The 26,945-nt window shown below is 66.5% G+C and carries 17 protein-coding genes and 1 pseudogene; 8 read left to right on the top strand and 10 right to left on the bottom strand.

The window, feature by feature from the left end:
* Positions 1-338 precede the first annotated feature (338 nt).
* Both WS70_RS26980 and WS70_RS26975 read left to right on the top strand, forming a co-directional pair.
* Positions 339-1,073 (top strand): GNAT family N-acetyltransferase, encoded by a 735-nt coding sequence (locus WS70_RS26980; protein WP_059469969.1) that lies wholly within the window; start codon positions 339-341, stop codon positions 1,071-1,073.
* Positions 1,074-1,260: 187 nt separating this feature from the next.
* Positions 1,261-2,685 carry an MFS transporter gene (locus WS70_RS26975; protein WP_059597405.1) on the top strand — a complete coding sequence of 475 codons (1,425 nt, stop codon included), beginning with the start codon at positions 1,261-1,263 and terminating at the stop codon, positions 2,683-2,685.
* A 476-nt stretch (positions 2,686-3,161) separates the two neighbouring features.
* Here WS70_RS26975 and WS70_RS26970 read toward each other — a convergent pair whose 3' ends face one another.
* The 3 genes and pseudogenes from WS70_RS26970 to WS70_RS26955 form a co-directional block, all read right to left on the bottom strand.
* The gene (locus WS70_RS26970; RefSeq protein ID WP_059469952.1) at positions 3,162-4,175 is read right to left on the bottom strand and encodes a DUF2891 domain-containing protein; all 1,014 of its coding nucleotides are present in this window, start codon (positions 4,173-4,175) and stop codon (positions 3,162-3,164) included.
* Between the two features lie 124 nt (positions 4,176-4,299).
* Positions 4,300-4,941 carry a hypothetical protein gene (locus WS70_RS26965; RefSeq protein ID WP_059597404.1) on the bottom strand — a complete coding sequence of 214 codons (642 nt, stop codon included), beginning with the start codon at positions 4,939-4,941 and terminating at the stop codon, positions 4,300-4,302.
* A gap of 576 nt (positions 4,942-5,517) precedes the next feature.
* Positions 5,518-6,509: pseudogene (locus tag WS70_RS26955) on the bottom strand (LysR family transcriptional regulator).
* Between the two features lie 293 nt (positions 6,510-6,802).
* Between WS70_RS26955 and WS70_RS26950 the strand changes: the two are divergent.
* Complete coding sequence (locus WS70_RS26950) at positions 6,803-7,207, top strand: RidA family protein (protein ID WP_059469956.1); 405 nt, start codon at positions 6,803-6,805, stop codon at positions 7,205-7,207.
* A 46-nt stretch (positions 7,208-7,253) separates the two neighbouring features.
* On the opposite strand, the gene WS70_RS26945 is transcribed toward WS70_RS26950, so the two are convergent.
* Positions 7,254-8,018 (bottom strand): TetR/AcrR family transcriptional regulator, encoded by a 765-nt coding sequence (locus WS70_RS26945; RefSeq protein WP_059597403.1) that lies wholly within the window; start codon positions 8,016-8,018, stop codon positions 7,254-7,256.
* A gap of 204 nt (positions 8,019-8,222) precedes the next feature.
* Between WS70_RS26945 and WS70_RS26940 the strand changes: the two genes are divergently transcribed.
* The 5 genes from WS70_RS26940 to WS70_RS26920 all read left to right on the top strand — a co-directional run bounded on the left by WS70_RS26940 (position 8,223) and on the right by WS70_RS26920 (position 15,268).
* The gene (locus WS70_RS26940) at positions 8,223-9,419 is read left to right on the top strand and encodes an isovaleryl-CoA dehydrogenase (protein ID WP_059597402.1); all 1,197 of its coding nucleotides are present in this window, start codon (positions 8,223-8,225) and stop codon (positions 9,417-9,419) included.
* A gap of 22 nt (positions 9,420-9,441) precedes the next feature.
* Positions 9,442-11,049, top strand: coding sequence for a carboxyl transferase domain-containing protein (locus tag WS70_RS26935; RefSeq protein WP_059469959.1), 1,608 nt, complete (start codon positions 9,442-9,444; stop codon positions 11,047-11,049).
* Positions 11,050-11,068: 19 nt separating this feature from the next.
* A complete protein-coding gene (locus WS70_RS26930; RefSeq protein WP_059469960.1) occupies positions 11,069-11,854 on the top strand; it encodes an enoyl-CoA hydratase/isomerase family protein in 786 nt (261 codons plus the stop codon).
* A gap of 121 nt (positions 11,855-11,975) precedes the next feature.
* Positions 11,976-13,982 (top strand): acetyl-CoA carboxylase biotin carboxylase subunit, encoded by a 2,007-nt coding sequence (locus WS70_RS26925; protein ID WP_059469961.1) that lies wholly within the window; start codon positions 11,976-11,978, stop codon positions 13,980-13,982.
* Between the two features lie 140 nt (positions 13,983-14,122).
* The gene (locus WS70_RS26920; RefSeq protein ID WP_059469962.1) at positions 14,123-15,268 is read left to right on the top strand and encodes a DUF2827 domain-containing protein; all 1,146 of its coding nucleotides are present in this window, start codon (positions 14,123-14,125) and stop codon (positions 15,266-15,268) included.
* A gap of 211 nt (positions 15,269-15,479) precedes the next feature.
* Here the strand turns inward: WS70_RS26920 and WS70_RS26915 are convergent, their stop codons facing one another.
* The 6 genes from WS70_RS26915 to WS70_RS26885 form a co-directional block, all read right to left on the bottom strand.
* Positions 15,480-16,628 carry a DUF2827 domain-containing protein gene (locus WS70_RS26915; RefSeq protein WP_059597401.1) on the bottom strand — a complete coding sequence of 383 codons (1,149 nt, stop codon included), beginning with the start codon at positions 16,626-16,628 and terminating at the stop codon, positions 15,480-15,482.
* Between the two features lie 22 nt (positions 16,629-16,650).
* Complete coding sequence (locus tag WS70_RS26910; protein WP_059469964.1) at positions 16,651-17,805, bottom strand: DUF2827 domain-containing protein; 1,155 nt, start codon at positions 17,803-17,805, stop codon at positions 16,651-16,653.
* Positions 17,802-23,126, bottom strand: coding sequence for a YadA-like family protein (locus WS70_RS26905; RefSeq protein WP_108034130.1), 5,325 nt, complete (start codon positions 23,124-23,126; stop codon positions 17,802-17,804). The genes WS70_RS26910 and WS70_RS26905 overlap by 4 nt, the downstream gene beginning before the upstream one ends.
* Before the next feature lie 1,116 nt (positions 23,127-24,242).
* Positions 24,243-25,142, bottom strand: coding sequence for a hypothetical protein (locus WS70_RS26900; RefSeq protein ID WP_059471302.1), 900 nt, complete (start codon positions 25,140-25,142; stop codon positions 24,243-24,245).
* 139 nt (positions 25,143-25,281) lie between these two features.
* Complete coding sequence (locus WS70_RS26895; protein WP_059471346.1) at positions 25,282-25,497, bottom strand: hypothetical protein; 216 nt, start codon at positions 25,495-25,497, stop codon at positions 25,282-25,284.
* Between the two features lie 370 nt (positions 25,498-25,867).
* Positions 25,868-26,518, bottom strand: coding sequence for an NADPH-dependent FMN reductase (locus WS70_RS26885; RefSeq protein ID WP_059471304.1), 651 nt, complete (start codon positions 26,516-26,518; stop codon positions 25,868-25,870).
* Positions 26,519-26,945: the final 427 nt, after the last annotated feature.

Genomic DNA, 26,945 nt, shown 5'->3' with positions numbered 1-26,945 from the left:
TCGCGCACCGACGCTGTTCGCGTCGCGCCGCCATGCTTCATCGCTTGGCATCGACGCGCGGCATTCCATTGAGCGGAACGGCCGGTCTGATTTTCCGCGAGTCTGCTTCCATCGCGACCTGGCTGACGATACATTCCGTGAGTCGCTCGCCGATGCGCAAACGGACTTCGTCGACCGACGCCCCCGTTCGCGGGCGCCGACGCGGCATGTCTCGTCGATGCCTTTTACAATCGAATCCGCCGTCGATGCGTCGGCGGCGGCAGTCCGAGGTCTTCGAGCAGACTTCGAGCAGGCTTCGGCGCGAATCCGCGATCCATCCAACGTTCCGGGACAAGCCAGTGAGTGACAGCGTTTTCACCAACGAATTCGGGCAGCCGATCGGCGCGCCGGTGCCCGATTGGCAGCCGCGTTCCGCGCCGCCGCGCACGCCGATGCAAGGCCGGTTCTGCCGGGTCGAGCCGGTCGACGTGAGCCGGCACGCGGACGACCTGCATGCGGCGTATGCATCGGCCGCCGACGGCCGCGACTGGACGTACATGAGCGCCGGCCCCTTTGCCGACGCCGCGAGCTATCGCGCGTATCTGGCGAAGGCGGCCGAAACCGACGATCCGCTGCACCATGCGATCGTCGATCTGGCGACGGGCAAGGCGGTCGGCACCTGCGCGCTGATGCGGACGGACCGGGCGAACGGCGTGACCGAGGTCGGGTTCGTCGCCTATTCGCCGCTGTTGCAGAAGACGTGCGCGGGCACCGAAGTGATGTTCCTGCTGATGCAGCGCGTGTTCGACGAGCTCGGCTATCGCCGCTTCGAATGGAAATGCGACAGCCTCAACGCGCCGTCGCGCGCGGCGGCGCTTCGCTACGGCTTCACGTGCGAGGGGGTGTTCCGGCAGGCCGTCGTCTATAAGGGGCGGTCGCGCGACACCGCGTGGTATTCGGTCGTCGATCATGAATGGCCGGCGTTGCGATCGGCCTTCCGGCAGTGGCTCGCCGCGGAGAATTTCGACGCGCGAGGGCGGCAGCGGCAGTCGCTCGCCGCGCTGATCGCGGCGTCGCGCAGCAGCGACGCCTGACGCGTGAGAACGGCGCAGATGCGCGCGCCGGGCGCATCGGAAGGGCGGGCCGCTCGACCGTCGAGCGGATTCGGGCGAGGCGGCGATGCGGTTGGGTCGCAGGCCGCCCGGCCGGTAAAATGCCCGAAACCCCAACGGCCGCGCACGGCCGTCATTCGCCACAACGACATTCGGAGACACTCCCGCCATGGCTTCAACGGAAAGCGCCTCGCGCGCGTCGGCGTCGGCGTCCGCGACGACGATCGACGCCGGCGTCATCTCGGCGCGCCTCGACCGCCTGCCGCCCACCCGCAGCGTCTGGAAACTGGTCGCGCTGCTGAGCCTCGGTTTCTTCTTCGAGCTCTACGATCTGCTCTATAGCGGCTACGTCGCGCCCGGCCTCGTGAAGAGCGGCATCCTGACCGCGACGACGCACGGCCTGTTCGGCACGACGGGCGTCGCGAGCTTCATCGCCGCGCTGTTTGCCGGGCTGTTCATCGGCACGATTGCGTGCGGCTTTCTCGCCGACCGCTTCGGCCGCCGCGCGGTGTTCACGTGGTCGCTGCTCTGGTACACGGCCGCGAACATCGTGATGGCGTTCCAGGACACCGCCGCGGGCCTCAACTTCTGGCGCTTCGTCGTCGGGCTCGGGCTCGGCGTCGAGATGGTGACGATCGGCACGTACATCTCCGAGCTGGTCCCGAAACAGATTCGCGGCCGCGCGTTCGCGTGCGAGCAGGCGGTCGGCTTCGTCGCGGTGCCCGTCGTCGCGCTGCTCGCGTACCTGCTCGTCCCGCGTGCGCCGTTCGGCCTCGACGGCTGGCGTTGGGTCGTGCTGATCGGCGCGCACGGCGCGATCTTCGTCTGGTGGATTCGCCGGCAGTTGCCGGAGAGCCCGCGCTGGCTCGCGCAGCAAGGCCGGCTCGACGAGGCGGAGCGCGTGCTCGCCGCGCTCGAGGCGAGGGTCGAGGCGGAGCACGGCCGGCCGCTGCCGCCGCCCGCGCCCGCCGAGCCGGTCGCGCCGCGCGGCCGGTTCCGCGACATGTGGGCGCCGCCGTACCGCAAGCGCACGGTGATGATGACGATCTTCAACGTGTTCCAGACCGTCGGCTTCTACGGTTTCGCGAACTGGGTGCCGACGCTCCTCATCAAGCAGGGGATCACCGTCACGACGAGCCTCATGTATTCGAGCGTGATCGCGCTCGCGGCGCCGATCGGGCCGCTGATCGGTCTCGCGATCGCCGATCGCTTCGAGCGCAAGACGGCGATCGTCGCGATGGCCGGCGCGGCGATGATCTCGGGGCTGATGTTCAGCCAGGCGTCGGCCGCGTGGCTGCTCGTCGCGCTCGGCGTGTGCCTGACGCTCGCGAACAACATCATGTCCTACAGCTTCCACGCGTATCAGGCGGAGCTGTTCCCGACCGCGATCCGGGCGCGCGCGGTCGGCTTCGTCTATTCGTGGAGCCGCTTTTCGGCGATCTTCACGTCGTTCGCGATCGCGGCCGTGCTGAAAGGATTCGGCACGCCGGGCGCGTTCGTGTTCATCGCGGGCGCGATGGCGATCGTGATGGCGTCGATCGGGCTGATGGGGCCGAGAACCAAGGGGATCGCGCTCGAGGCGATTTCGCATTGATGCGCGACGGGCGGGCGGCGCGTGCGTGGGGGCGTTCGCGTTCGAAGCGTGCACGCGTGCCGTTCGGCTTGGCGGCGAGCGCGTCCGGCGCTGGCTTTCGGCGCGATCCACGCGGCTATGCCCGATTCCGGCGTGCAAGGCGTGGCGCCGAGCGTCGGACGGGCGAGCCCAAGCTGCAGGCGAGCCCAAGCCGCGCGTGTCTTGCATTCGACGCGACCCACGACGGCTTTTCCGATCCGTGGCGGCTCGCCCGATTCGCGACGAGCTTTCCTGAACTGCGGCGGCTCGCCCGATTCGCGACGAGCTTTCCTGCACTGCGGCAACTCGCCCGATTTGCGACGAGTTTGCCCGATCGGAGACAGTTCTCTCGATTCGCCGCGAGCTTTCTCGACCCGCCGCCACAGCTCGCTCGACTTGCGGCAGCTCTCCGGCTTCGCGCCACGCCGAATTCAATCGCGGCATTTTCGCCGCCCGACTCAGGCCTCCAGCGCGAGCAGCGCGAACGACGCGAGCCAGTGCTCGCCCATGTAGTCGCCCGCAACGTGCGCGAGCGCGCTCGCGAGATGCGTGTCGGCCGCGTCGGCGAGCACCGCCTGGCGCGGATCGCCGTCCGGCAGCGCCCGCGCGAGCGAGCGCTGGCACCACGCGCGGCTCAGGTTCAGGCCGTCGAGGTGCGCGATCTTGCCGTCGGTGCGATCGGTGACGGTGGCCGGCGTGAAGAGCGTCGCCGGCTCGCGCGCGGCGAGCGACGGCAGGAACGCGTCGAACCATGTCAGGAACTCGGCCGCCGGCAGCGCGCGCCGCATCAGCTCCGCCTCCATCAACGCAGGCGACAGGAACTCGTCGCCGCTCGGCTCCCACGCCTGGCAGTTCGCGTCGCGCAGATGCCAGCGCCGCGCGGTGTCGACGATCAGCGCTTCGAGCGCCGGATGCCGCGTCTGCCGCGCGAAATCGAGCGCGAGCGATAGCGCGAACGCGGTGTTGAAGTGCGTGCCGACGCGCAGCGGATAAGTCGCCTTCGGCAGGAACTCGATAAAGCGCTCGACGAAGATGCCGGTCAGCGGCGCGAGCGTCGCCGACCAGCGGCGGCCCGTTTCGGACGTCATCGACGCGAGCTGCGCGGACAGCGCGAGCAGCCATCCCCAGCCGTACGGCCGCTCGAAGCCGCGGTTGTGCGGCAGATCGAGGTACGCCGCTTCGCCAGCGACATTGTCGGCGGTGAAGTGCGCGTCGACGGTCGCGACGATCTGTTGCGCTTCCGGCAGGTCCGGAAAGCGATCGAGCAGCCGCGTGACGAGCCAGTAGCCGTGCACGCACGAATGCCAGTCGTAGCTGCCGTAGAAGATCGGATGCAGCGCGCGCGGTCCGCGCACGTCTTCCGGGCCGGCGAGCGAATGCGTGAGCTTGTTCGGATATTCGCGCGTCAGGTGACCGAGCGCGAGGTTCGCGAATTGCGAGGCGAGGGCGGGCGTCAGTTGTCGGGCGGTCATGGCGAGGGCGTCGAGAGAAGAGCGGCGCGCATTGCGCGCGCCGCGGTCGACGACATGTTACCCGCCGGCGTCCGCGCGTGCATGAGCGCGGCGTCGCTCGCCGCGCGCGCGGACGGCGCGGCGTCTAGGGACGGCAGTGCAACTGGCGATAACGGGTTTCGAGCTCGATCTGCCGCTCGCTGCGCTCGCGTTGTTCCTTCGCGTCCTTCTCGGTGGCCGGGTATGGCTTATGCGCCCACGGACGGCTTCCGTAGCCGGAAGGGGGCGGCGCGAAGTTCGACGGCGCGCGGCTGTTCGCGGACGGCAGCGGCCGCGACGGCGGCGGCTCGTAGACGGGCGGCGCGGGGACTTTCCACGGTGTCGAACTGTTGATCGTGCTCGGCGCGAGCAGCGCCGGCGGGGCCGAGCGCGCGGCCGCTTCCGCGTGGCGCGCCAGATTGTCGATCTTCGACGCCAGCTCGTCGCACGCTTGCTGTCGGTCGTTGTCCTGCGCGAACGCGAAATTGCGCTGCAGCGGGGCCGTGTACTGCGGCTTCGCGTCAGGCGGCGCGTGTGTCGACAGCGTTTGGGACGCGAGACTCGGAGCCGGCAGCGAATGAAGGCGGGTATTGGCGGGCGGTGGCGTGTGCGGGCGTGTCTGCGCGGGCGTCGCTCGGGATGCCGGCGTTGCGCTCGACGGCGAGCCGGCGAGCGGCTGCGCTCCCGCGCTCATGCACGCCGCCAGCAGGATCGCGGCCAGTGCCGCGCGCGATTTCGGGAAATTCATGCGGCGAGTAGCGACGAAAATCTAATGAGCCGCGGATCGTCTCATGGTTAACCCGGAAATGTCGACCGGATTCGTGTGAAGATTTGTCTCGGGGCGAATGAGACGCTCGGGAATTCTGTCGATGAAAATCTTCGGCCGCATTTTGTTTGCGCTTTGCCCCGGCGAATTGGATATTCGTCTCGCGTAATTGCGGTTGCGATTTTTGAAGAGCAGATTTGAATCGACCGATAAAGCGCGATTTCGGGAGCATTGGCGAAGCGAGAGCCTTGGCCAGTGACAGGCGCGTCGTGAATTGCGCTGTGCGGCTTCAACAAAACGCTAGCGGGAGAAGGGGCGAGCGATCCGTCGGCTGTCGAGGCGATCCGTGCCGGCGGCAGGCGGATCATTCTTGAGCGCGTGCCGCCGGCCCACGAGACCGCGGGCGTGCGGGGCACGCGTCTTCATCCGCCGATCTTCGCGCGTCGATCATGTCGCGGCCGGCGCTCGAGCGATGCGTCTCGCGATTTCCATGCGCGCACGAACCGCGCCGCCAACGGGGGCGCCGCGGACGCGGCGTTCCAATCGGCCGATGCGGTTCTATGCGTCTCGGCGACGCGGATCGCGCGCGCCGGCCGCACCATGTCGCCGATCTCGTGCGGCGGAAATCGGCGCATGTCGCGCCATCAGCTCTTCCACCCATGCGATGAACACCCTCAGCTTCATGCCGAGGTGCCGATTGGGCGGATACGCCAGATACATCGGCATGGGCTCGAGTTTCCAATCGTCGAATAGCGGCACCAGCTCGCGTCGCGCGGCGGGCGCTTCCGCCATGTAGTGCGGCAGCCAGAGAACGCCGAGGCCCGCGAGCCCTGCCGCGAGGTACGCGTTTCCGTCATCGATGGCGACCGCATAGCGGCTTTCGATCCGGATGCTCTCGCCACGCTCGCCATCGCGCCGCAGCGCGACCGAAGCGCGACCGAAGCGACTCTGCCGCTGCGTGGGCTCAGGAAGCCCACGATTCGATGATGCGTGCCGTTCAGTTCGCGAGGATGGGACGGCGTGCCGGCTGCGTCCAGATAATGCGGCGCCGCGTAAACGCCGAGCCGCAGCTCGCCGATGCGACGGGCGATCAGCGAAGAGTCGGGAAGGTCGCCGCCGCGCAGCACGCAATCGACGTTATCGCCGATCAGGTCCACCATTCGGTCGCTGACGCCGATGTCGAGCTGTATGTCCGGATAGCGCGCATGAAATGCCGGCAACGCGGGGACGAGAATCATGAGGGCGAACGGGCTGGGAACGTCCACGCGAAGACGCCCCTTCGGCGACGCCGACGCGCTCGACAGGCTGGCGTCGGCATCCTCCAGGTCGGCGAGCAGCTGCGCGATGCGCTCGTAATACGCGGCGCCGTCGGCTGTGAGCTTGACCTGACGTGTGGTGCGATTCGGCAATTTGACACGCAGCCGCGCCTCCAGTTGCTGGATCAACTGAGTCACGGTGGTCTTGCTGATGTGGAGCGTCTGTGCGGCCTTGGTGAAGCTCCCGGCCTCGACCACGCGGGTGAAGGCCTGCAAAGCATCGAAGCGATCCACTTTGGCTCCCTGCGTCCAGCGTTTCAGAGTTTGTTTGGCGACGGCAAACAGTGATTGTACGTCTTGCCTGTTTATCCGGACGTGACGAACCCCTTACAGTCTTTCCATCGCGATGCGCGGTCGACCGACGGCGCCGATGCGATATCGGCCGCAACGATCCGGCGCGCCGCCTCGTTCAGCGCGAGGCGATGTCGTCCCGCAGTCATGCATCGCCCGCGTGTCGAGCGTCGGCTTGCCGATCGCGACGGTCGAGCCGTTCGCAACCGATCCATTCACATTCAAGGAAGAGATTGATGTCCGCACGTGATGTCGTATTTCCGCCCGAGCGTCAGGCGCTGTACGAGCGAAACCGCTATTCCCCGGCCGTTCGTTCCAACGGTTTTCTTTTCGTGTCGGGGCAGGTCGGCAGCCTGCCCGACGGTTCCCCGGAGCCGGATCTGGACGCGCAGGTCAGGCTCGCGTTCGGCAATCTGAACGCGATTCTCTCGGCTGCCGGCTGCACGTTCGACGATGTCGTCGACGTGACGATCTTCGTCGTCGATCCCGCTGAACGCTTCGACGCGATCTGGAAGGTCGCCGCCGACTACTGGGGGGATGCGCCGCACCCGACGCTGACCGGTATCGGCGTGACGTGGCTCTACGGCTTTCAGTTCGAGATCAAGGTGATCGCGAAGTTGCCGGAGTCCGCTGCCCGCTAGCGTGCCGGACTGGGGCCGCGCGGGTGCTCGCCGGCGCGCGTCGCCGCTACGCCGGCTTTTCCGCCTTGCGGCACGCCGCTACTCCGCGCTCCGCCTGCGCGCACGCTTCGTCGAGCCGCCTCACCGCGTCCGCGACGTCGCTCCGGAAGCGCACGAGTGCGGCGTTTTCCGGCGCGGGCGGCTGCAATCCCGCCCACAGCAGATCGATCAATTGCCCGGCCGTCGTTTCGGTATCGAGCTTGCGATGCCCGAGGATCGCATCCCACAGCACGTGCTCCATCGGTCCGAACACCATCGAGCGCAACAGGCTGAGCGGCATGTCGGCGCGCACCTGTCCCGCCGCCTGTCCGCGCGCGAGCACGTCCATCAGCGGCGCCGTGTAGCGGCGCTGCAAGGCGGTCAGTTCGTCGGCGAGCGCGTGCTGCTTCGCGCGCCCTTCGGACAGCACCAGCGCGCACAGACCGGTGCCGTTCACGAGCATCAGCCGCAGGTGCGTGCGGACGATGAATGCGAATTGCTGGCGCACCGACGCGTCGCGCGGCATCCCGGTCTCGAACGCGTCGATGATTTCGTCGTACCAATCGGCGATCACGCGTGCGCACAGCTCCCGCTTGCCGCGAAAGTAGCTGAACACGGTCGCCTCCGACACGCCGACTCGCTGCGCGATCTCTGCCGCGGTCGCATGCTCGTAGCCTTTCTCCGCGAAGATTTCGCGTCCGGCGCGCAGGATGTCCTGCACACGCTGCTGCGATTTGCGTCCGGCGGGCGCGCGCGGCGCGTCCGCGCGGTCGGTTTTCTGAGTGGCGGTCATACGGGGTTTCCTGCGGAATCGGGTGTCGTCGCGATGCTTCCGATCATAGCTGAGTGTTGCTCAAAAAACTATTGACGATCGTGCGGGTCAAGCGCGAAACTAGCGAAAATTTCCGCAACATATGGCAATGAACCGATGGAATCGTCGATTTGAGCTGGACTCAATAATCGGCGCGTCCAAGGACTTCCTGGAGACGGAGGAGACATGAGCAACCTGCCCGGCGTGAACTTCATGCTCGGTGAAGACATCGAGATGCTGCGCGATTCGATCGCCCATTTCGCCGCGAAGGAAATCGCGCCGCGCGCGGCCGAGATCGACCGCACCGACCAGTTCCCGATGGACCTGTGGCGCAAGTTCGGCGAGCTGGGCGTGCTCGGAATGACGGTCGCCGAGGAATACGGCGGCGCGGGTCTCGGCTACACCGCGCACATGGTCGCGATGGAGGAGATTTCGCGCGCGTCGGCGTCGGTCGGGCTGTCGTACGGCGCGCACTCGAACCTGTGCGTGAACCAGATCCACCGCAACGGCACCGAAGCGCAGAAGCGCAAGTACCTGCCGAAGCTGATCTCCGGCGAGCACGTCGGCGCGCTCGCGATGAGCGAGCCGAACGCGGGCTCGGACGTCGTCAGCATGAAGCTGCGCGCGGACAAGCGCGGCGACCGCTACGTGCTGAACGGCACGAAGATGTGGATCACGAACGGCCCGGACTGCGACACGCTCGTCGTCTACGCGAAGACCGAGCCCGACGCCGGCGCGCGCGGCATCACCGCGTTCATCGTCGAGAAGGGGATGAAGGGCTTCTCGGTCGCGCAGAAGCTCGACAAGCTCGGGATGCGCGGCTCGCACACGGGCGAGCTCGTGTTCGAGGATGTCGAGGTGCCGGAAGAGAACATCCTCGGCGAGCTGAACGGCGGCGTGAAAGTGCTGATGAGCGGGCTCGACTACGAGCGCGCGGTGCTCGCGGGCGGCCCGACGGGCATCATGGCCGCCTGCCTCGACGCCGTCATCCCGTACGTCCACGACCGCAAGCAGTTCGGTCAGCCGATCGGCGAATTCCAGCTGATCCAGGGCAAGATCGCCGACATGTACACGACGTTCCAGGCGTGCCGCGCGTATCTGTACGCGGTCGGCCGCCATCTCGACGCGGGCGGCATGGCCCCGGCCGGCGGCGCGCACGTTCGCCAGGTGCGCAAGGACTGCGCGGGCGTGATTCTCTACACCGCGGAAAAAGCGACGTGGATGGCGGGCGAGGCGATCCAGATCCTCGGCGGCAACGGCTACATCAACGAATATCCGGTCGGGCGCCTGTGGCGCGACGCGAAGCTCTACGAGATCGGCGCCGGCACGAGCGAGATCCGCCGGATGCTGATCGGCCGCGAGCTGTTCGCGGAAACGGCCTGACCCCGCGCGCGGAGCACACGCGATGCCGATCATCGAATCCAAGCTGAACCCGCGTTCCGACGAATTTCGCGCGAACGCCGCGACGCTCGAGGCGCTCGTCGCCGATCTGCGCGACAAGGTCGACCGGCTGGCGCTCGGCGGCGGGCAGGCCGCGCGCGACAAGCATCTGTCGCGCGGCAAGCTGCTGCCGCGCGACCGGATCGCGCAACTGCTCGATCCGGGCGCGCCGTTCCTCGAGCTGTCGCAGCTCGCCGCGTACGGGATGTACAACGACGACGCGCCGGGCGCGGGCATCATCACCGGCATCGGCCGGATCGCGGGCCGCGAGTGCGTGATCGTCTGCAACGACGCGACCGTCAAGGGCGGCACCTACTATCCGATGACCGTGAAGAAGCACGTGCGCGCGCAGGAGATCGCGGCCGAGAACCGGTTGCCGTGCGTGTACCTCGTCGATTCGGGCGGCGCGAACCTGCCGAATCAGGACGACGTGTTTCCTGACCGCGATCATTTCGGCCGAATCTTCTTCAATCAGGCGAACCTGTCGGCGGCGGGCATCGAGCAGATCGCGGTCGTGATGGGCTCGTGCACCGCGGGCGGCGCGTACGTGCCCGCGATGAGCGACGAATCGATCATCGTCAAGAACCAGGGGACGATCTTTCTCGGCGGGCCGCCGCTCGTGAAGGCGGCCACCGGCGAGGAAGTGAGCGCCGAGGATCTCGGCGGCGGCGACGTGCACACGCGCCTGTCCGGCGTGGCCGATCACCTCGCGCAGAACGACGCGCATGCGTTGTCGATCGCGCGCACGATCGTCGGCCATCTCGGCGCGCGCGGCGCGGCGCCGCTCGCGCTTCGCGAGCCGCTGCCGCCGCGCCATGACGCGAAAAGCCTGTACGGCGTGATTCCCGTCGATACGAGGAAGCCGTTCGACGTGCGCGAGGTGATCGCGCGGATCGTCGACGATTCCGCATTCGACGAATTCAAGGCGCGCTACGGCACGACGCTCGTCACGGGCTTCGCGCACATCTGGGGACACCCGGTCGGCATCGTCGCGAACAACGGCATTCTGTTCTCCGAATCGGCGACGAAGGGCGCGCATTTCATCGAGCTGTGCTGCCAGCGCAAGATCCCGCTCGTGTTCCTGCAGAACATCACCGGCTTCATGGTCGGCCGCAAGTACGAGAACGAAGGCATCGCGCGTCACGGCGCGAAGATGGTGACGGCCGTGTCGACCGCGAAGGTGCCGAAGTTCACGGTGATCATCGGCGGCTCGTTCGGCGCGGGCAACTACGGGATGTGCGGGCGCGCGTTCGGCCCGCGCTTCCTGTGGATGTGGCCGAACGCGCGCATCTCGGTGATGGGCGGCGAGCAGGCGGCCTCGGTGCTCGCGACCGTGCGCCGCGATGGGATCGAGGCGAAGGGCGGCGAGTGGTCGGCGCAAGACGAAGAGGCGTTCAAGCAGCCGATCCGCGACCAGTACGAGCGCCAGGGCCATCCGTACTACGCGAGCGCGCGCCTGTGGGACGACGGCGTGATCGACCCCGCGCAGACGCGCGACGTGCTCGGCTTGGGCCTTGCCGCCGCGATGAACGCGCCGATCGAGGACACGCGGTTCGGCGTGTTCCGGATGTGACGGAGCTGAGGAGCCGACGATGCGCCATGAAACGATCGAAGTGACCGACGACGGCCGCGTCGCGACCGTCATGCTCGCGCGTCCCGACGTGCGCAATGCGTTCAACGAGACGATGATCGCCGAGCTGACGACCGCGTTCGACCGCATCGACGCGAATCCGGCGCTGCGCGCGGTCGTGCTCGCCGCGCGCGGCCCGGCGTTCTGCGCGGGCGCGGACCTGAACTGGATGAAAAAGATGGCGGGCTTCTCGGACGACGAGAACCGCGCCGACGCGCGCCGGCTCGCGCGGATGCTCGAGGCGATCCACCGCTGCGCGAAGCCCGTGATCGCGCGCGTGCACGGCGACGCGTACGCGGGCGGCGTCGGGCTCGTCGCCGCGTGCGACATCGCGGTCGCGGCCGAGGACGTGAAATTCTGCCTGTCGGAAGCGCGTCTCGGGCTGATTCCCGCGACGATCGCGCCATACGTCGTGCGCGCGATGGGCGAGCGCGCCGCGCGCCGCTATTTCGCGACGGCCGAAGTGTTCGACTGCGCGAAGGCCGCGCAGCTCGGCTTCGTCCACGAGTGCGTGCCTGCCGATGCGCTCGACGCGACCGTTTCCAGGCTCGCCGAGACCTTGTGCGCGAACGGCCCGCAGGCCGTGCGCGCGTGCAAGGCGCTCGTGCGCGACGTCGCGGGCCGCACGCTCGACGCCGCGCTGATCGAACAGACCGCCGGCTGGATCGCACGGACGCGCGCCGGCGCCGAGGCGCGCGAAGGCGTCGCGTCGTTCCTCGAGAAGCGCCCGCCGGCGTGGCGCGCGTGACGCGGCATGAGCCGCCGGGCGCGTCGCGGCGTCACGGCGTCACGGCGGCCGTGCCGGGCGCCGCTGCGCGGCTCGTGCACTGACCGAATTCGTTACCGACATCCCCGTTTCCCGACCCACCATGTTCGACAAGATCCTGATCGCCAATCGCGGCGAAATCGCCTGCCGGGTCGCCGCGACCTGCAAACGCCTCGGCATCGCGAGCGTCGCGGTCTATTCGGACGCCGACGCGCATGCGAAGCACGTCGCCGCGTGCGACGAGGCCGTGCACATCGGCGGCGCGGCGGCCGCCGACAGTTATCTGCGGATCGAGCGCATCATCGACGCCGCGCGCGCGACGGGCGCGCAAGCGATCCATCCGGGCTACGGCTTCCTGTCGGAGAACGAGGATTTCGCACGCGCGTGCGAGGAGGCGGGTATCGTGTTCGTCGGGCCGCCCGTCGAGGCGATCGCCGCGATGGGCTCGAAGGCCGCCGCGAAGGCGCTGATGCATGCGGCCGCGGTGCCGCTCGTGCCCGGTTATCACGGCGACGACCAGGATCTCGCGCTGCTGCAGCGCGAAGCCGATCGCATTGGCTATCCGGTGCTGCTGAAAGCGAGCGCGGGCGGCGGCGGCAAGGGGATGCGGGTCGTCGAGCGCGCGGCCGATTTCGCGGCGGCGCTCGCTTCGTGCCAGCGCGAGGCCGCCGCGAGCTTCGGCAACGACCGCGTGCTGATCGAGAAATACCTGCAGCGCCCGCGCCACGTCGAAGTGCAGGTATTCGGCGACCGGCACGGCAACGCGGTTTTCCTGTTCGACCGCGACTGCTCGGTGCAGCGCCGCCACCAGAAGGTGCTGGAGGAAGCGCCCGCGCCGGGGCTCGCGGACGAGGTCCGGCAGGCGATGGGCGAGGCGGCCGTCGCGGCCGCGCGCGCGGTCCGCTACGTCGGCGCGGGCACCGTCGAATTCATCATGACGGGCGACACGTTCTACTTCATGGAGATGAACACGCGGTTGCAGGTCGAACATCCGGTGACGGAGATGGTCACGGGGCTCGATCTCGTCGAATGGCAACTGCGCGTCGCGGCGGGCGAGCCGCTGCCGCTCGGGCAGCCGGACTTGCGGGTTCGCGGGCACGCGATCGAGGCGCGCCTGTACGCGGAGAATCCGGCGCGCGGCTTCCTGCCGTCTACCGGGCGTCTGAAACATCTGCGATTGCCGGCGGGCGTCGAGTTCGCCGTCGGCGCGGCCGTGCGGATCGACAGCGGCGTGCGCGAAGGCGATGCGATCACGCCGTTCTACGATCCGATGATCGCGAAGCTGATCGTCCATGGCGACACGCGCGCGCAGGCGCTCGCGACGCTCTCTCGCGCGCTGCGCGAATGCGAGGTCGTCGGCCTGCATACGAATGCGGCGTTCCTGCAGCGGATCGTCGCCAGCCGGCCGTTCGCCGACGCGGATCTCGACACCGGCCTGATCGAGCGCCACCGCGATGCGCTATTTGCGCCGCAGCCGGCGCCCGCGGCGGCGCTCGGTTTCGCGTGCGCGGCGCTTTTCGCACGCGAGCGCGAACGGGCGGGGGCAGGGGCGGGCGGCGCGGCGTCGCCGTGGGGCGCGCTGCCGAACTGGCGGCTGAACGCCGGCTACCGCCGGACGATCGAATGGCGCACGCTCGATGACGATGCGACACTCGAATCGCACTACGTGGACAAGGGCGGGATCGAGTCGCTCGAGGTCGGCGGCGTCGCGAAGCCATTCGCGTGGACGCGCGGCGCGGGCCCGCTCGATTTCGACGTGACGCTGGGCGGCGTGCGGGCGAGCGGGCGCGTTCATGTCGACGGCGACACGTTCCACGTGTTCTGCCAGGGCGTCGCACGCGCGTTCGAATGGCGCAACCTGCTCGCGCACGCGGCCGATTCGACGGAAGGAGAAGGCCGGCTCACCGCGCCGATGCCGGGCAAGGTGATCGCGGTGCTCGTCGAGCCGGGGCAGAAGGTCGAGCAGGGCGATCCGCTCATCGTGATGGAGGCGATGAAGATGGAGCACACGATCGGCGCGCCGGCCGCAGGCGTCGTCAGCGAGGTGCTGTACGCGGTGGGCGACCAGGTTGCGGACGGCGCGCAGCTACTCGTCATGGGGCAAGGTTGACGCGGCGGTGCGTACGTTGACGATATCTGACAGTCCGGTCATATGATGTCCGCTAGACTCGTATAGTGGTGCGGGCGGTAGCGCGGAATACGCAACGGGCGGTGCGCTACACTGCGAACTTCCCTTCCCTCCAGCATGTGATGACCTCCCCTGTCGATTTGAACGGCTTGCGCATCGGTATCACGATCGGCCTGCGCGAGCCGAACGAGAGCCTTTGGATCAACGGCATCAAGCAGAACGCGCTGTTTCTCGCGAAGCTGCTGATGAAATCGTCGCGCGGCTACCGCGTGACGATCGTCAATACGACCGACGTGCCGATCACCGATGCGCTGCCGTGGGACTGCCGGATCTTCGATACGCGCTCGTTCACCGAGATGAAGGATTCGCTCGACGTGCTGATCGAGCTCGGCGGCCAGATCGACGGCGAGCAGACTGCATACCTGAAGGCGCGCGGCGTGAAGCTCGTCAGCTACTGCTGCGGCTTCGAGTACATCCACGTGACGCAGTCGATCCTGTTCGGCCGCCGGATGTGGGATACGCTTTTCATCAATCGCGGCTACGACGAGATCTGGGCGATTCCGCAGATCGCGCCGTCGTCGCTGCCGTTCATGCAGTCGTTGCGTCGCTGCCCGGGACGCGTCGTGCCGTTCGTCTGGGACCCGATGTTCCTGACCGAGCGTACACGGCTGATGCACGAGCACGGCGAGTATCGGCCGAGCGGCAAGCGGGCGAAGCGGCTCACCGTGATGGAGCCGAACCACGACGTCGTCAAGTTCTGCGTGTATCCGATGCTGATCATCGACGAAGCGTATCGGCGCGATCCGGACGCGATCGCGTTCACGCACGTGACGAACGCCGAGCGTCTCGCGCACGACAGTCCGGAATTCGTGATGCTGATGAACTATCTGGAGGTCGTCCGCGCGAGCAAGGCGAGCTTCGTCGGCCGCTTCGACACGCCGGCGTTCCTCGCCGAATACACGGACGTCGTCGTGTCGCACCAGTGGGAGAACCCGCTCAACTATTTCTACTTCGACGTCTGCTGGCAGGGCTACCCGCTCGTCCACAACGCACACCTCGTGCCGGACATCGGCTACTACTATCCGGACAACGACGTGCAGGCGGGAACGGAAACGCTGATGCGCGTGCTGCGCGAGCACGACGACGACTGGGAGGGCTACGCGGCGCGGCAGCGCAGCCTGTTGCGCCGCTATACGTCGAAGAACCCGGCGCTCGTCGCCGAATACGACACGCTGCTCGCGAATCTCGTCAATGACTGCGGGCGCTGAACGTCGCGCGAGCGGCGGCAGGTGCGGGCGCGGCCGGGATCGCGGCGTCTTCGCCTTCGCCTTGGTCTTCGCGTCGGGCGCATCGATCACGGTGGTTCACGCCGGATCTTTTTTCGGCGCGGCCTATTGTTGCCCGACCACGCATTGACGCTACGCGCTTGTTCAAGCGACGTTCGGGGAGACGAGCGGAAACTTGAGGCGCGCTGCCGGCTTACCGATACAGCGCGGCGATCGCGTCCGTATACGCGGCGACGTTATCCGGGTTATAGATGCTGACCGAATCCAGAAGCTGCCGCGACTGCTCGCGATACGCATCGAGGTTCGCGTCGTGCTCGCGGAACGCCTTCAGCAACTGCCGGCCGCCTTCCTGGCAATCGAAAGCCGAATAGAAATAGCCGGCCTTGCCGACGTACGGCGAGTTGTGGACGAGCGGATAGTCGCCGTACAGCAACTCGTAGTACAGATAGTTCTGCGCGTTCTCCCACGTATGCGACACGACCACGTCGCCGTGCGCCGCCATGAATTCGTAGACCGCGAAACGCCCTTCGAACGTCGTCAGCCCGTGGTTGACGATGTCGAGGCTGCGCGCGAAGTGGACGAACGTCGTGTGCTCCTTCATGTGCATCGTGTTGCACACGCGCACGAATTCGACGAAGCCCGGCTCGGCGCGATACGCCTCTTCGGCGACGAGCATCGGCACGATGCTCGTCTTCACCATGCAGATGTTCGGCTCGAACATCGCGACGCGCCAGCGCGGCTTGCCCGGCTTGTAGCCGAATTCGAGACCCGGGCCGAGCGTCGCGCGCGCCTTGTCGAACAACAGCGGATGCCAGATGTGCGGCACGATCGTCACCGGGCTGCGCAGCCCCGATTCGAGGTAGTGTCCGCACGAGTGCTCGAATTCGGGAATCGTCCAGACGCCGTCGTAGCGCGCGCCCGAAAATTGGAAGCCGGACGGCTTGTCGAAGATCGCGCGCTCGATGTCGATCACGTAGTCGTTGCCGACGCGCATCGTCACGACCTTGCCGCCGCGCTGCTGATACGCGGCGATCCAGCCGGCGTTGAACTGCGCGCTCATCTCGATCACCACGTCGCAGCGCGTCATCGCGTCGTCCATCGAGAGGAGCGGCACGTTCCATTCGCCGAGCATCAACTGCGGATCGGCGTCGTTCGCGCCGCCGTTGATCATCACCGCTTCGGCGACGAGCGGCGACTGGCGCAGCAGCAGCACGAGCAGCAGGCAGTTCTGGAAGATGCCGTTCTCCCACAGCGACTGGCCGGCGCCGCGTACGAACAGCGACACGCCGACGACGAGACGCCTGCCGCCGTTCGGCACGTCACGGGCGGTGGTTTCGGACATGCATTCTCTCCGGGGAAAAGGCTCAGGCGGCCAGACGCGCGACGTACGCGTCGAGGTTGTCGCGGTTGTCGATCGACACGCCGTGCAGGAGCGCATCGGCTTTACGGCGGTAGTCGTCGAGATGCGTATCGTGATGCCGCCATGCGTGCAGCAGCGCGCGGCCGCCCGCCGCGGAATCGAATTCCGGGTAGCGGTAGCCTGCGTCGCCGAGGAGCGGCGAATTGTGCACGAGCGGATAGCCGCCGTACAGCACGTCGTAGTACAGATAGTTCTGCGCGTTTTCCCACTGGTGCGAGATCACCGCGTCGCCGTGCTGCGCGAGGAACGACGGCAGATCGATGCGCGGCTCGAAGGTCGCCTTGTGCTGGCGGACGAGATCGAGACTGTTCGCGAAATGGACGAATGTCGGATGTTCCTTCATGTGCAGCGAGTTGACGACGAACAGATGCTCGACCGCATCGGGCTGCGCGCGGTGGAATTCGTCGGCGGCGAGCATCGGGTAGTGGCAGGTCTTCACGACCGAGATGTTCGGCTCGAGGATCGACAGCCGCCACTTCGCGCGGCCCGGCTCGTAGCCGAAGCGCAGTCCCTCGGCGTCGAGCTGGCGCGCGCGGCGCTCGATGAAGTACGGCGACCAGATGTGCGGGACGACGTGCACCGGCGCACGCGTGAGCGTGCGCAAGAGCGGCGCGTCGATCTTCTCGGATTTCGGCAAGATCCATACTTCGTCGAACGGCCCGCCGTTGAAGATGTGGCCCGACGGCCGATTGAACATCGGCGTCTCGCAGAGCCCGCTGTACGTGTGGCCGACGAAGCAGGCGACGAGCTTCTTGCCGAGCGCCTTCATGTACTTGAGCCAGTCGACGGGCAGCTGCGCGCCCATCTCGATCACGACGTCGAGCGCGTGCGACACGTCGCGCGGCTGCACGAGCGGCACGTCGAGGCCGGCGAGATCGAGGCCGGCGGGCAACGCTTTCGCGTCGCCGCCGTTCAGGAAGTAGACCGGGCCGACCCGGTCCGACTGCTTGAGCATCATCGCCAGGAACGCAATGTTCTGATGAATGCCGTTTTCCCAGATCGCCTGGCCGTCGCGGGCGAAGAGCGAGATGCCGACGGCGAGGCGTTTGCCGGGCGCGTCATGCGGCCCGGTTGACGAAGATCGGACGGAATCGATCACCAGCTATATCCATATCCTGCACCGAAGGTCTTGTTCTGCCCCGACACGCCGATGCCCAGCTTGAGAATGCCGTTGGTTGTCACATGCGCGCTCGCGCCGAACGCCATCCCCGACTGACCTGCGAAGCGGGCGACGCCGACGGCGACGTTGATCGTCTTGCCGGGTTCGACCTGCGGCAGCATCGTCAGCGCGGTGGCGGCCGCGATGCCCTGACGGGCCATCGTGTCGGTCTGCTGCAGCGCTTGCTGAGTCTGGTTCAGCTGCGTGCCCAGAGTGTTGATCTGGGATTGCTGACCCGTCAGCGATTGTGACATAGAAGTGGACAGCGCATTCAACTGGTTGACGTTGACCGCGTCGGTGCCTTCCGTGCCGGCGGCGACGTTCGTGATCTGCCGCTGCTGCGTCGAACTGCCGACCGAGACGACGTTCGAGCGGCCGCCGTCGTTCGAGTTCGCGCCGATTGCGACCGAGTTCGAGCCGGCCGTGACGGACGGCGCGGCGGCGGTCGGCGCGCTCATGTCGGCGGCGACGCCCGTGCTCGCCGGCAACGAGCGGATCACGTTGTTCGTGCTGTTGACGAGCGTCGTCGACAGCGACGACACCTGCGTGTTGAGGTTGGTCACGCTCGTCGACAGCGACGCGACGGTGGTGTTGGTCGTCGACAGGCCGGTGGACAACGAACCGATGCCGGTCGAGGTCGACGTGGACAGCGACGCGAGATTGCTGTTGGTCGTCGACAGGCCGGTGGACAGCGAACCGACGGCGGTCGAAGTCGACGTGGACAGCGACGCGACGTTGCTGTTCGTCGTGTTCAGGCTGGTCGACAGCGACGCGACGTTGCTGTTGGTCGCATAGAGCTGGCTGCCGTTGACGGCGTCGGTGCTGGCTGCGGAGATGCGGCCGGCGGCAACGTTCGTGACCTGGCGCTCCGCCCCCGGCGCGCCGACGCTGAACACGCCAACCGGGGCGCTGCCCGCGAAGCCGCCGAACGTCAGGCCGCCGACGGTCGCCGACGTGACGGATACGGCCGCCGCCGTCGTCGCGCCGTTGCCGATCGCGACCGAATCGTCGATGTTCGCGATCGCGTTCGGGCCGATCGCGATGCTGTTGGCGCCCGTCGCCTGGCTGTCCGGATCGGTCGAGTTCGCGTGGAAGTACTTGGTGCCCTTCGCGTTGATGTTGTCGATCGCGGAGCCGACGTTGTTGTTGCTGGTCGTCGTGCCGTCGGCGTTGTATGTCGTGTACGAGGGCGCGGAGATCGTGCCGGTCGCCGGATCGTACGTCGCGCCGCCGCCGAGCGCCGCCGCGGTACTGTTGCCGAGATTATTCGTGTTCGACGTGATCGAGCTGATGCTCGTCGACAACGAGCCGATGCCGGTCGAGGTCGATGTGGACAGCGACGCGAGATTGCTGTTGGTCGTCGACAGGCCGGTGGACAACGAGCCGATGCCGGTCGAGGTCGACGTGGACAGCGACGCGAGATTGCTGTTGGTCGTCGACAGGCCGGTGGACAGCGAGCCGATGCCGGTCGAGGTCGACGTGGACAGCGACGCGAGATTGCTGTTGGTCGTCGACAGGCCGGTGGACAGCGAGCCGATGCCGGTCGAGGTCGACGTCGAGAGCGAGGCAATCGAGCTGTTGGCCGAGCTCAGGCTCGTCGACGTCGAGGTCGACAGCGAGGCGACCGAACTGTTGGTGGACGAGAGACCGGTGGACAGCGAGCCGATGCCGGTCGAGGTCGATGTGGACAGCGACGCGATCGAGCTATTCGCCAGGCTCAGGCCCGTCGACGTCGAAGTCGAAAGCGAAGCGACCGAGCTGTTGGTCGTCGAGAGGCCAGTGGACAACGAGCTGATGCCGGTGGACGACGAGGTCGAGAGCGAGGCGATCGAGCTGTTGGCTGAACTCAGGCCCGTGGAGGTCGAGGTTGAAAGTGAGGCGACCGAGCTGTTGGTGGTCGAGAGGCCAGTGGACAACGAACCGATGCCGGTCGAGGTCGATGTGGACAGCGACGCGATCGAGCTATTCGCCAGGCTCAGGCCCGTCGACGTCGAAGTCGAAAGCGAAGCGACCGAGCTGTTGGTCGTCGAGAGGCCAGTGGACAACGAGCTGATGCCGGTGGACGACGAGGTCGAGAGCGAGGCGATCGAGCTGTTGGCCGAGCTCAGGCTCGTCGACGTCGAGGTCGACAGCGACGCGACGGTGCTGTTGGTCGTGGACAGGCCCGTGGACAACGAGTTGACGCCGCTCTGCGCGGTGCTGATGCCGGACGACGTGGAGGTCGACAGCGAGGTCAGCGAGCTGTTGGCCGTGCTCAGGCCAGTGGACAACGAACCGATGCCGGTGGACGAGGAGGTCGAAAGCGAAGCGAGATTGCTATCGGTCGTGCTGAGGCCGGTAGACAGCGAGCCGATGCCGGTCGAAGTCGAGGTCGACAGAGAAGCGATGGAGCTGTTGGCCGACGACAAGCTGGTCGAAGTCGACGTGGACAGCGACGCAACGGTGCTGTTGGTCGTGGACAGGCCCGTGGACAACGAGTTGACGCCGCTCTGCGCGGTGCTGATGCCGGACGACGTGGAGGTCGACAGCGAGATCAGCGAGCTGTTGGTGGTGCTGAGGCCGCTGGAAAGCGAAGCGACGTTGCTGTTGGTGGTCGAGAGGCCAGTGGACAACGAACCGATGCCGGTGGACGAGGAGGTCGAGAGCGACGCGAGATTGCTATCGGTCGTGGACAAGCCAGTGGACAACGAGCTGATGCCGGTGGACGAGGAAGTCGAGAGCGACGCGATCGAGCTCGAAGCCGAGTCGAGCTTTGACGCGACCGAGTAGAGCTGGCTGCCGTTGATCGCATCGGTGCTGGTGGCCGTGACCTGGCCGGCGGCGACGTTCGTGATCTGGCGTTCAGCGCCCGACGCGCCGACGCTCACGACGCCCACGGGCGCGCTGCCCGCGAACGCGGCGAGCGTGGTCGAGCCGACCGTCGCGCTGCTGGTGGGATTGGCCGCGGCCGTGACCGAATTCGCGCCGAGCGCGACTGAGTTCGCCGTCGCGGCCGTCGCGCCCATACCGATTGCGACGGCGTCGGTGCCGGTCGCGATGCTGTCGGGGCCCGTCGAATTCGCGTGAAAGTATTTGATGCCGTTCGCGTTGATGTTGTCGATTGCGGCGCCGACGCTGTTGTTGGTCGTCGTCGTGCCGTTCGCGTTGTACGTCGTGTACGAGGGAGCGGAGATCGTGCCGGTCGCCGGATTGTACGTCGCGCCGCCGCCAAGCGCCGCGGCGGTGCTGCTGCCGAGGTTGTTGGTCGTCGTCGTGACGGTCGAGAGGCTGGTCGACAGCGAGCCGATGCCGGACGACGTGGAGGTCGACAGCGAGGTCAGCGAGCTGTTGGTAGTGCTGAGGCCGCTGGAAAGCGAAGCGACGTTGCTGTTGGTGGTCGAGAGGCCGGTGGACAACGAACCGATGCCGGTCGAGGTCGACGTGGACAGCGACGCGAGATTGCTGTTGGTCGTCGACAGGCCGGTGGACAGCGAGCCGATGCCGGTCGAGGTCGATGTGGACAGCGACGCGATCGAGCTATTCGCCAGGCTCAGGCCCGTCGACGTCGAAGTTGAAAGCGAAGCGACCGAGCTGTTGGTCGTCGAGAGGCCAGTGGACAACGAGCTGATGCCGGTGGACGACGAGGTCGAGAGCGAGGCGATCGAGCTGTTGGCTGAACTCAGGCCCGTCGAGGTCGAGGTCGACAGCGACGCGACGGTGCTGTTGGTCGTGGACAGGCCCGTGGACAACGAGTTGACGCCGCTCTGCGCGGTGCTGATGCCGGACGACGTGGAGGTCGACAGCGAGGTCAGCGAGCTGTTGGTAGTGCTGAGGCCGCTGGAAAGCGAAGCGACGTTGCTGTTGGTGGTCGAGAGGCCGGTGGACAACGAACCGATGCCGGTCGAAGTCGAGGTCGACAGCGACGCGAGATTGCTGTTGGTCGTCGACAGGCCGGTGGACAGCGAACCGATGCCGGTCGAGGTCGACGTGGACAGCGACGCGAGATTGCTGTTGGTCGTCGAGAGGCCAGTGGACAACGAGCTGATGCCGGTGGACGACGAGGTCGAGAGCGAGGCGATCGAGCTGTTGGCTGAACTCAGGCCCGTCGAGGTCGAGGTCGACAGCGACGCAACGGTGCTGTTGGTCGTGGACAGGCCCGTGGACAACGAGTTGACGCCTGTCGACGCCGACGTCGACAGGCTCGCGATGCTGCTCGCCGTCGTGCTCATGCCAGTGCTCAACTGGGAGACCGTCACTGCGTCCTGCGGTGCGGAGCCATCGGCGACGTTCGTGATGCGGCGAAGGGCGGTCGAGCTGCCGACCGACACTTCGGACAGCGGCGCCGCACTGCCCGTCAGGTAGCCGGTGCCGGTGGGCGCAGCCGTGCCGGTCACGCTGCCGGCGCCGATTGCGACGCTGTTCGCGTACGCAGCCGAGCTGTTGTTGCCGATCGCGACCGAGCCGGTGCCGGCCGCCGTCGCGCCGGCGCCCGCCGCGACCGAGTTGCTGCCCGTCGCGACCGCCTGCGTGCCGAGCGCCGAGGCTGCCGAGCCGCTCGCAAGCGCGCCGTTGCCGAGCGCCGATGCATTGGTGTTCGTGGCCGACGCCAGATTGCCGATCGCGAGCGCCGGATTCGACGTCGTGTTGGTCGCGAGCGCGCCGTTACCGATCGCGATGCCGTTGATCGTCGAAACCGTCGAGCTCGTGCCCATCGCGATGCCGCCCGTCGCCGCCGCCGTCGTGTTCGCGAATCGGCCGATCGCAATCGAGTTGTTTCCGAGTGCCGCCGAGCCACCCGTGCCGCTGCTGTTGCCGCCGCCGATCGCGATGGCGCTCGTGCCGGACGCCGTCGCGTCGTTGCCGACCGCGGTCGCGCCGGTGTTGAGCGCCTTCGAGCCCGAGCCGATGCCGATCGCGCTGCTGCCGCTCGCGGTCGACGCCTGGCCGAATGCCTGCGAGTAGTTGCCCGACGCTGTCGCATTCGCGCCGATCGCGATCGCGGTCGAGCCCGATGCGGTGGTCGTGCTGCCAGCGCCCCCGCCGATCGCGATCGACTGGGTGCCTGTCGCGCAGACTGCCCCGGTGCAACTGAACGTCGACGATCCGCCCACTGCGTATTGCGCCTGCGCGACGTCGATGCTGCCGCCGGTAAGCAGTGCGGCGGCGACGACCGCTTTCGCGACGGCCGACTTGTTCGGCTTGCCGCGGGCAGACGAGATTTCCGAAGCGGCGACCCACGCGCCAAGGGCTTCATTCCAGATTGAGCGGTACGAGCGGTTCATACGAAAAAGGCCTCCGGGGACTGGCGCAACACGGCAGAGTTATTTGTCTGACCAGGGAGTCCGTGCTCGCGCTTTTAAATTTGGTGTGCGGAGTCTATTTGATTGATGTTTTTTTAACTTAAAAGAATTGCAAAATAAGAATGCATAATGTTTAAAAAGAGTTTGATGAGGATGTTATGAGGTTGGTTAATTTATGTTAATTCGAAACGTAATACGAATGAATGGGTGAAAATTTGACGGCGCTGGTAGCGCGCCGTGTGGCAAGGGGAGGGCGGAATTGGTGGCTTGGATGAAGTTGCCCGGGCAAGCATAAAGAGACGCTGATTCATCGGAAAACGTTTGCGCGTATATTTGCCTTTCTGTTTGTAATGAATCTGTCGATTGATATCCTGCTTGTTTGTTTTGCGATTGATTAACTGATTAATAAAATTTTTATTTCGATGAAATGCATTTGGTTTTAATCAGGCTTTGTGTCCGGAAAGTCGATGGCGCATGTCTCTTCGCCAATGCGCCGGATCGTGCGGTGCCGCGCCCGGCGGACGCCGGTGGTTTATCAGGCGACACGCGATCAATTGCTCGCGTCATGTGCAAAATGTGGAACAAATTTGGAGAGACTTCCAAATCTCTTTCGCACATTTACGCATTGCTGGTGGATGGCAGGGAATCGTTACCGGTCAGGAACGCTTTGTCATACGCTTTCAAATGTCTATCAGGTTGACGGATTGGCGATCCGCGCGCTGGGAATGCGGCCGAATCCTTCCAGACGCGCACGAAAATGTGCCCGACGTTGCACGACGGCGCAGACGTGCAGAGTCAGAGCGGCTGGCACGAAAGGTATTTTTTGCTGATCCAGGGTTGGGGGGCGCCTCTTTTTTAGCTAGGCGTCAGGCGGCCGTAATGCAGTGCTTTGCGACCATCGTCAACTGCGGCGTGCGACGGGCGCTCATACGGAAGTTCGATCATGCGCTGCGGCATGCGCGCGGTGTATCTCGAAGCAGTCGTAAAGGGATGGCGCATTGCATCGGACGGCGGCGGGCGGTTCGCCGCTGGCATCGTCGCGCGCTTGCCCGTCTTGATGCGGCGAGCCGCGACGACGCCCTGCGCCGAGGCGGACCGTCACTTCTTGATGAAGCGCAGCGCGAACCGCGCGAGCCGCGGCACGATCGTCGGTCGCAGCAGCCGTTTGTCGTAGCCGGCCATTCGACGATCGTTCTCGGAAAGGCAAAGCTCGATCAGATCGCGCGGATCGAGCGCATCGCCGACCGTCGCCGCGGTGTTGGCCGGAAAGTTCGCGTCGCGCGCGACGCCGTCGGTGTCGATCCCGCGCGCGATGCCGATTCGTTCCCAGATCAGGAACGCCCACACCGCCGCGACGCGCGCGAAGAACCACGGCCGTCGCCACCACGGCAGGTTGCGCCGGTACCAGGCGAACCAGTTCACGAAGAACAGGATGTGGCGGCCTTCTTCCTGGATCACCGGCTCGAACGTCTCGACGAGTTCCTCCGGAAAATAGCCGGAGCGCTGCGCGGAGCGGAACAGACCGAACGCGAAGAAGCTGTCGATGCATTCGCTGAAGCCCGTGACCATCCATGCCCATTCGGCGTCGCTCGGCGCCGGATAGGCGGGCTCCGGCGCGAGCCGGATTCCGTATGCGCCCACGAGCTTCGACAGCACGACCTTGTGGCGCGCCTCCTCGGCGGCGTCCATGTCGAGCGCTTCGCGCAGCAGCGGGTCGCGCACCGTCGATGCGAACGTTGCTACGCGGATCGATGCGCGACTTTCAGTCTGCACGGCGATGTCCCAGATGGGCAGCGACGTCAGGCGCCGAAGCGCTTCGGATTCGAGGGGAGGCCAGTCGATGACGGCCGGCTTGTATGGGTTGTGGGTGTCGAGCAGCATTCGGCAGAACATCTGCTTGTGCGTGTCGGAACCGATTTGCACTGGGCCGCGACTCTCATGGACCCAGTTGCGCATAGCGTGATCCGCCGCTTGCTCTCGTCGCAGCGTGTCAGACATGGCTTGATTGGTGTCGTGATGTCAGGAGCTGCCGATTTTCACATAGCTCGATGAATCACGTATTTTGGCGGCCGATGCCGGAAGCGCCGCTGGCGTGGGGCGGAGGCGACGGAAGCGCCGGCCGATGCCGGCGGCGCGCTCAACAGTGAGCGTCGACCCAGATGCGTCCCCAGCGGAACGCATACGCGAGCGCGTGCTCTTCGTCGAAAAAGAAATCGATTGCGTCGAACGAGTAGGCGTGGGCGGGCGCCGGGCCGGCCTTCTCGATCGTGAGGTTCGCGGCGAACAGGCCGTTCGGCAAGCGCGCCGCCGCGGGCGCGACCTCGTAGCCCTTGTAGCGGATCGAATGGTTCATGGCTATCGCGAAGAGATGGAACGAGCGTGCAGCGTAAGCAATCGACGCGTGCGCGTGAACCAATCTTTATGCGTAAGCAAATCATCCGGCGCACGCGAATGGTCATGACCGCGCATGTCGAGGCGATATGCGCGGCGGCGAGGGCCGTTGCGCGTCGCCGGACGCGTCAACGATCGACGTGGCGTCCGTCGATGCCGGGTGATGCGATGGCCGCGCGCTGCGACGAAGAGACGCGCCAGTCGAGCGAAGGGCGGCCGTCGTTCGCCGATCGGGCGGCTTGAAATGGGGGAGCGCGAGTGAATGATCTCGGTGATCGCGGGCAGGGCGACGGGGCGCCGATCGGAGCGAAGCGCGCGCCGCGCGTGTGCGTTCAGCTTGCCGCGACTTCCAGCACCGATGCGGGCGCGCCGCCGTTTGCGACGCGAGTCGCCGCGCGGTGCGACGCGAACGCGAGCGCAAACTCGGCGGCCTGCGCGCCGACAGTCTCGAGTTGCGCCGCGACCTTCGTGTCGGAACAACTGTCGATCGTTTCGAAGCGCGTTTCGAGCGTGTTGACCGCGGCGCCGAACGGTGTCGGCCAGCCGCGCAGCGCGTGGACGATCGCGCGCAGCGACGTCAGCACGGTGCCCGCTGCTTGCCAGCCGTATGCGGTGACGATGCAGCCGACCGCGCGTCCGTCGAGATAGGGCCGCTCGTCGGCGCGCAGCTCCTCGAGCGTGTCGAGCGCGTTTTTCACGAGGCCGGACACGCCGCCGTGGTAGCCGGGCGTTGCGATGATGATCGCGTCGGCCGCGCGCACCGCGTCGATCAGCTCGCGCTGCGCATCGGTGAGCGCGCGCCGCTCGGGTGCGTAGTGCGGCAGCGTATGCAGGAACGGGCCGTCGAACAAGCGCGTGCGGGCGCCCGCGGCTTGCGCGCCGCGCAGCGCGAAGCCGAGCGCGCGCTCGGTCGACGAAGCCGCGCGGGTCGTGCCGCCGATGCCGACGATGAACGGTCGGCGATGTTGATCGAATGCGGTCAAAGTGCGCTCCTTGAGGATGCGGAGCCTGATTTCAGCAGGCGGAAAGTTGCATGGTAGCGATCCAATCGGCGTCCGGGAAACGACTTTTCGTTCTATCGATATGCCCGGCGGACGGTTGAACGGCGTCGCGCGCGGCGCAATTGGATAGCAGAAATGCTTGGTTGGGATGCGGTGGGCGGGTCGATATGATCGCTTCCGTCTCCTCCATGAGAACTTCTCTGACATGGGTTGGCCCCGCCGGTTGGAATGTCGGCGGGGCTTTTTTTGTGGCTGCGCGAGCGCGCGGAATGAGCGGGGATCTCGGATTTCACGTGCTGGAACTCGACGGCTGGCTCGAATCGAAGCGTGCACACGCGGTGGTCGATTTCGACAGACTCGACGATTTCGATCTGTATATCGCCAACGGCGAGATCATGGTGTCGTTCGA

Origin of the sequence: Burkholderia mayonis (assembly GCF_001523745.2) — a bacterium.
Classification (GTDB): Bacteria; Pseudomonadota; Gammaproteobacteria; order Burkholderiales; family Burkholderiaceae; genus Burkholderia; species Burkholderia mayonis.
This window is presented reverse-complemented; position numbering and strand designations above follow the sequence as displayed.

What these genes read in the sequence shown, in the direction of transcription:
- WS70_RS26965 (WP_059597404.1), bottom strand. Translation starts at nt 4,941, where the DNA reads ATGAATTTCCCGAAATCGCGCGCGGCACTGGCCGCGATCCTGCTGGCG.
- WS70_RS26945 (WP_059597403.1), bottom strand. Translation starts at nt 8,018, where the DNA reads ATGACCGCCACTCAGAAAACCGACCGCGCGGACGCGCCGCGCGCGCCC.
- WS70_RS26915 (WP_059597401.1), bottom strand. Translation starts at nt 16,628, where the DNA reads ATGTCCGAAACCACCGCCCGTGACGTGCCGAACGGCGGCAGGCGTCTC.
- WS70_RS26950 (WP_059469956.1), top strand. Translation starts at nt 6,803, where the DNA reads ATGTCCGCACGTGATGTCGTATTTCCGCCCGAGCGTCAGGCGCTGTAC.
- WS70_RS26900 (WP_059471302.1), bottom strand. Translation starts at nt 25,142, where the DNA reads ATGTCTGACACGCTGCGACGAGAGCAAGCGGCGGATCACGCTATGCGC.
- WS70_RS26935 (WP_059469959.1), top strand. Translation starts at nt 9,442, where the DNA reads ATGCCGATCATCGAATCCAAGCTGAACCCGCGTTCCGACGAATTTCGC.
- WS70_RS26975 (WP_059597405.1), top strand. Translation starts at nt 1,261, where the DNA reads ATGGCTTCAACGGAAAGCGCCTCGCGCGCGTCGGCGTCGGCGTCCGCG.
- WS70_RS26895 (WP_059471346.1), bottom strand. Translation starts at nt 25,497, where the DNA reads ATGAACCATTCGATCCGCTACAAGGGCTACGAGGTCGCGCCCGCGGCG.
- WS70_RS26930 (WP_059469960.1), top strand. Translation starts at nt 11,069, where the DNA reads ATGCGCCATGAAACGATCGAAGTGACCGACGACGGCCGCGTCGCGACC.
- WS70_RS26970 (WP_059469952.1), bottom strand. Translation starts at nt 4,175, where the DNA reads ATGACCGCCCGACAACTGACGCCCGCCCTCGCCTCGCAATTCGCGAAC.
- WS70_RS26905 (WP_108034130.1), bottom strand. Translation starts at nt 23,126, where the DNA reads ATGAACCGCTCGTACCGCTCAATCTGGAATGAAGCCCTTGGCGCGTGG.
- WS70_RS26925 (WP_059469961.1), top strand. Translation starts at nt 11,976, where the DNA reads ATGTTCGACAAGATCCTGATCGCCAATCGCGGCGAAATCGCCTGCCGG.
- WS70_RS26940 (WP_059597402.1), top strand. Translation starts at nt 8,223, where the DNA reads ATGAGCAACCTGCCCGGCGTGAACTTCATGCTCGGTGAAGACATCGAG.
- WS70_RS26920 (WP_059469962.1), top strand. Translation starts at nt 14,123, where the DNA reads ATGACCTCCCCTGTCGATTTGAACGGCTTGCGCATCGGTATCACGATC.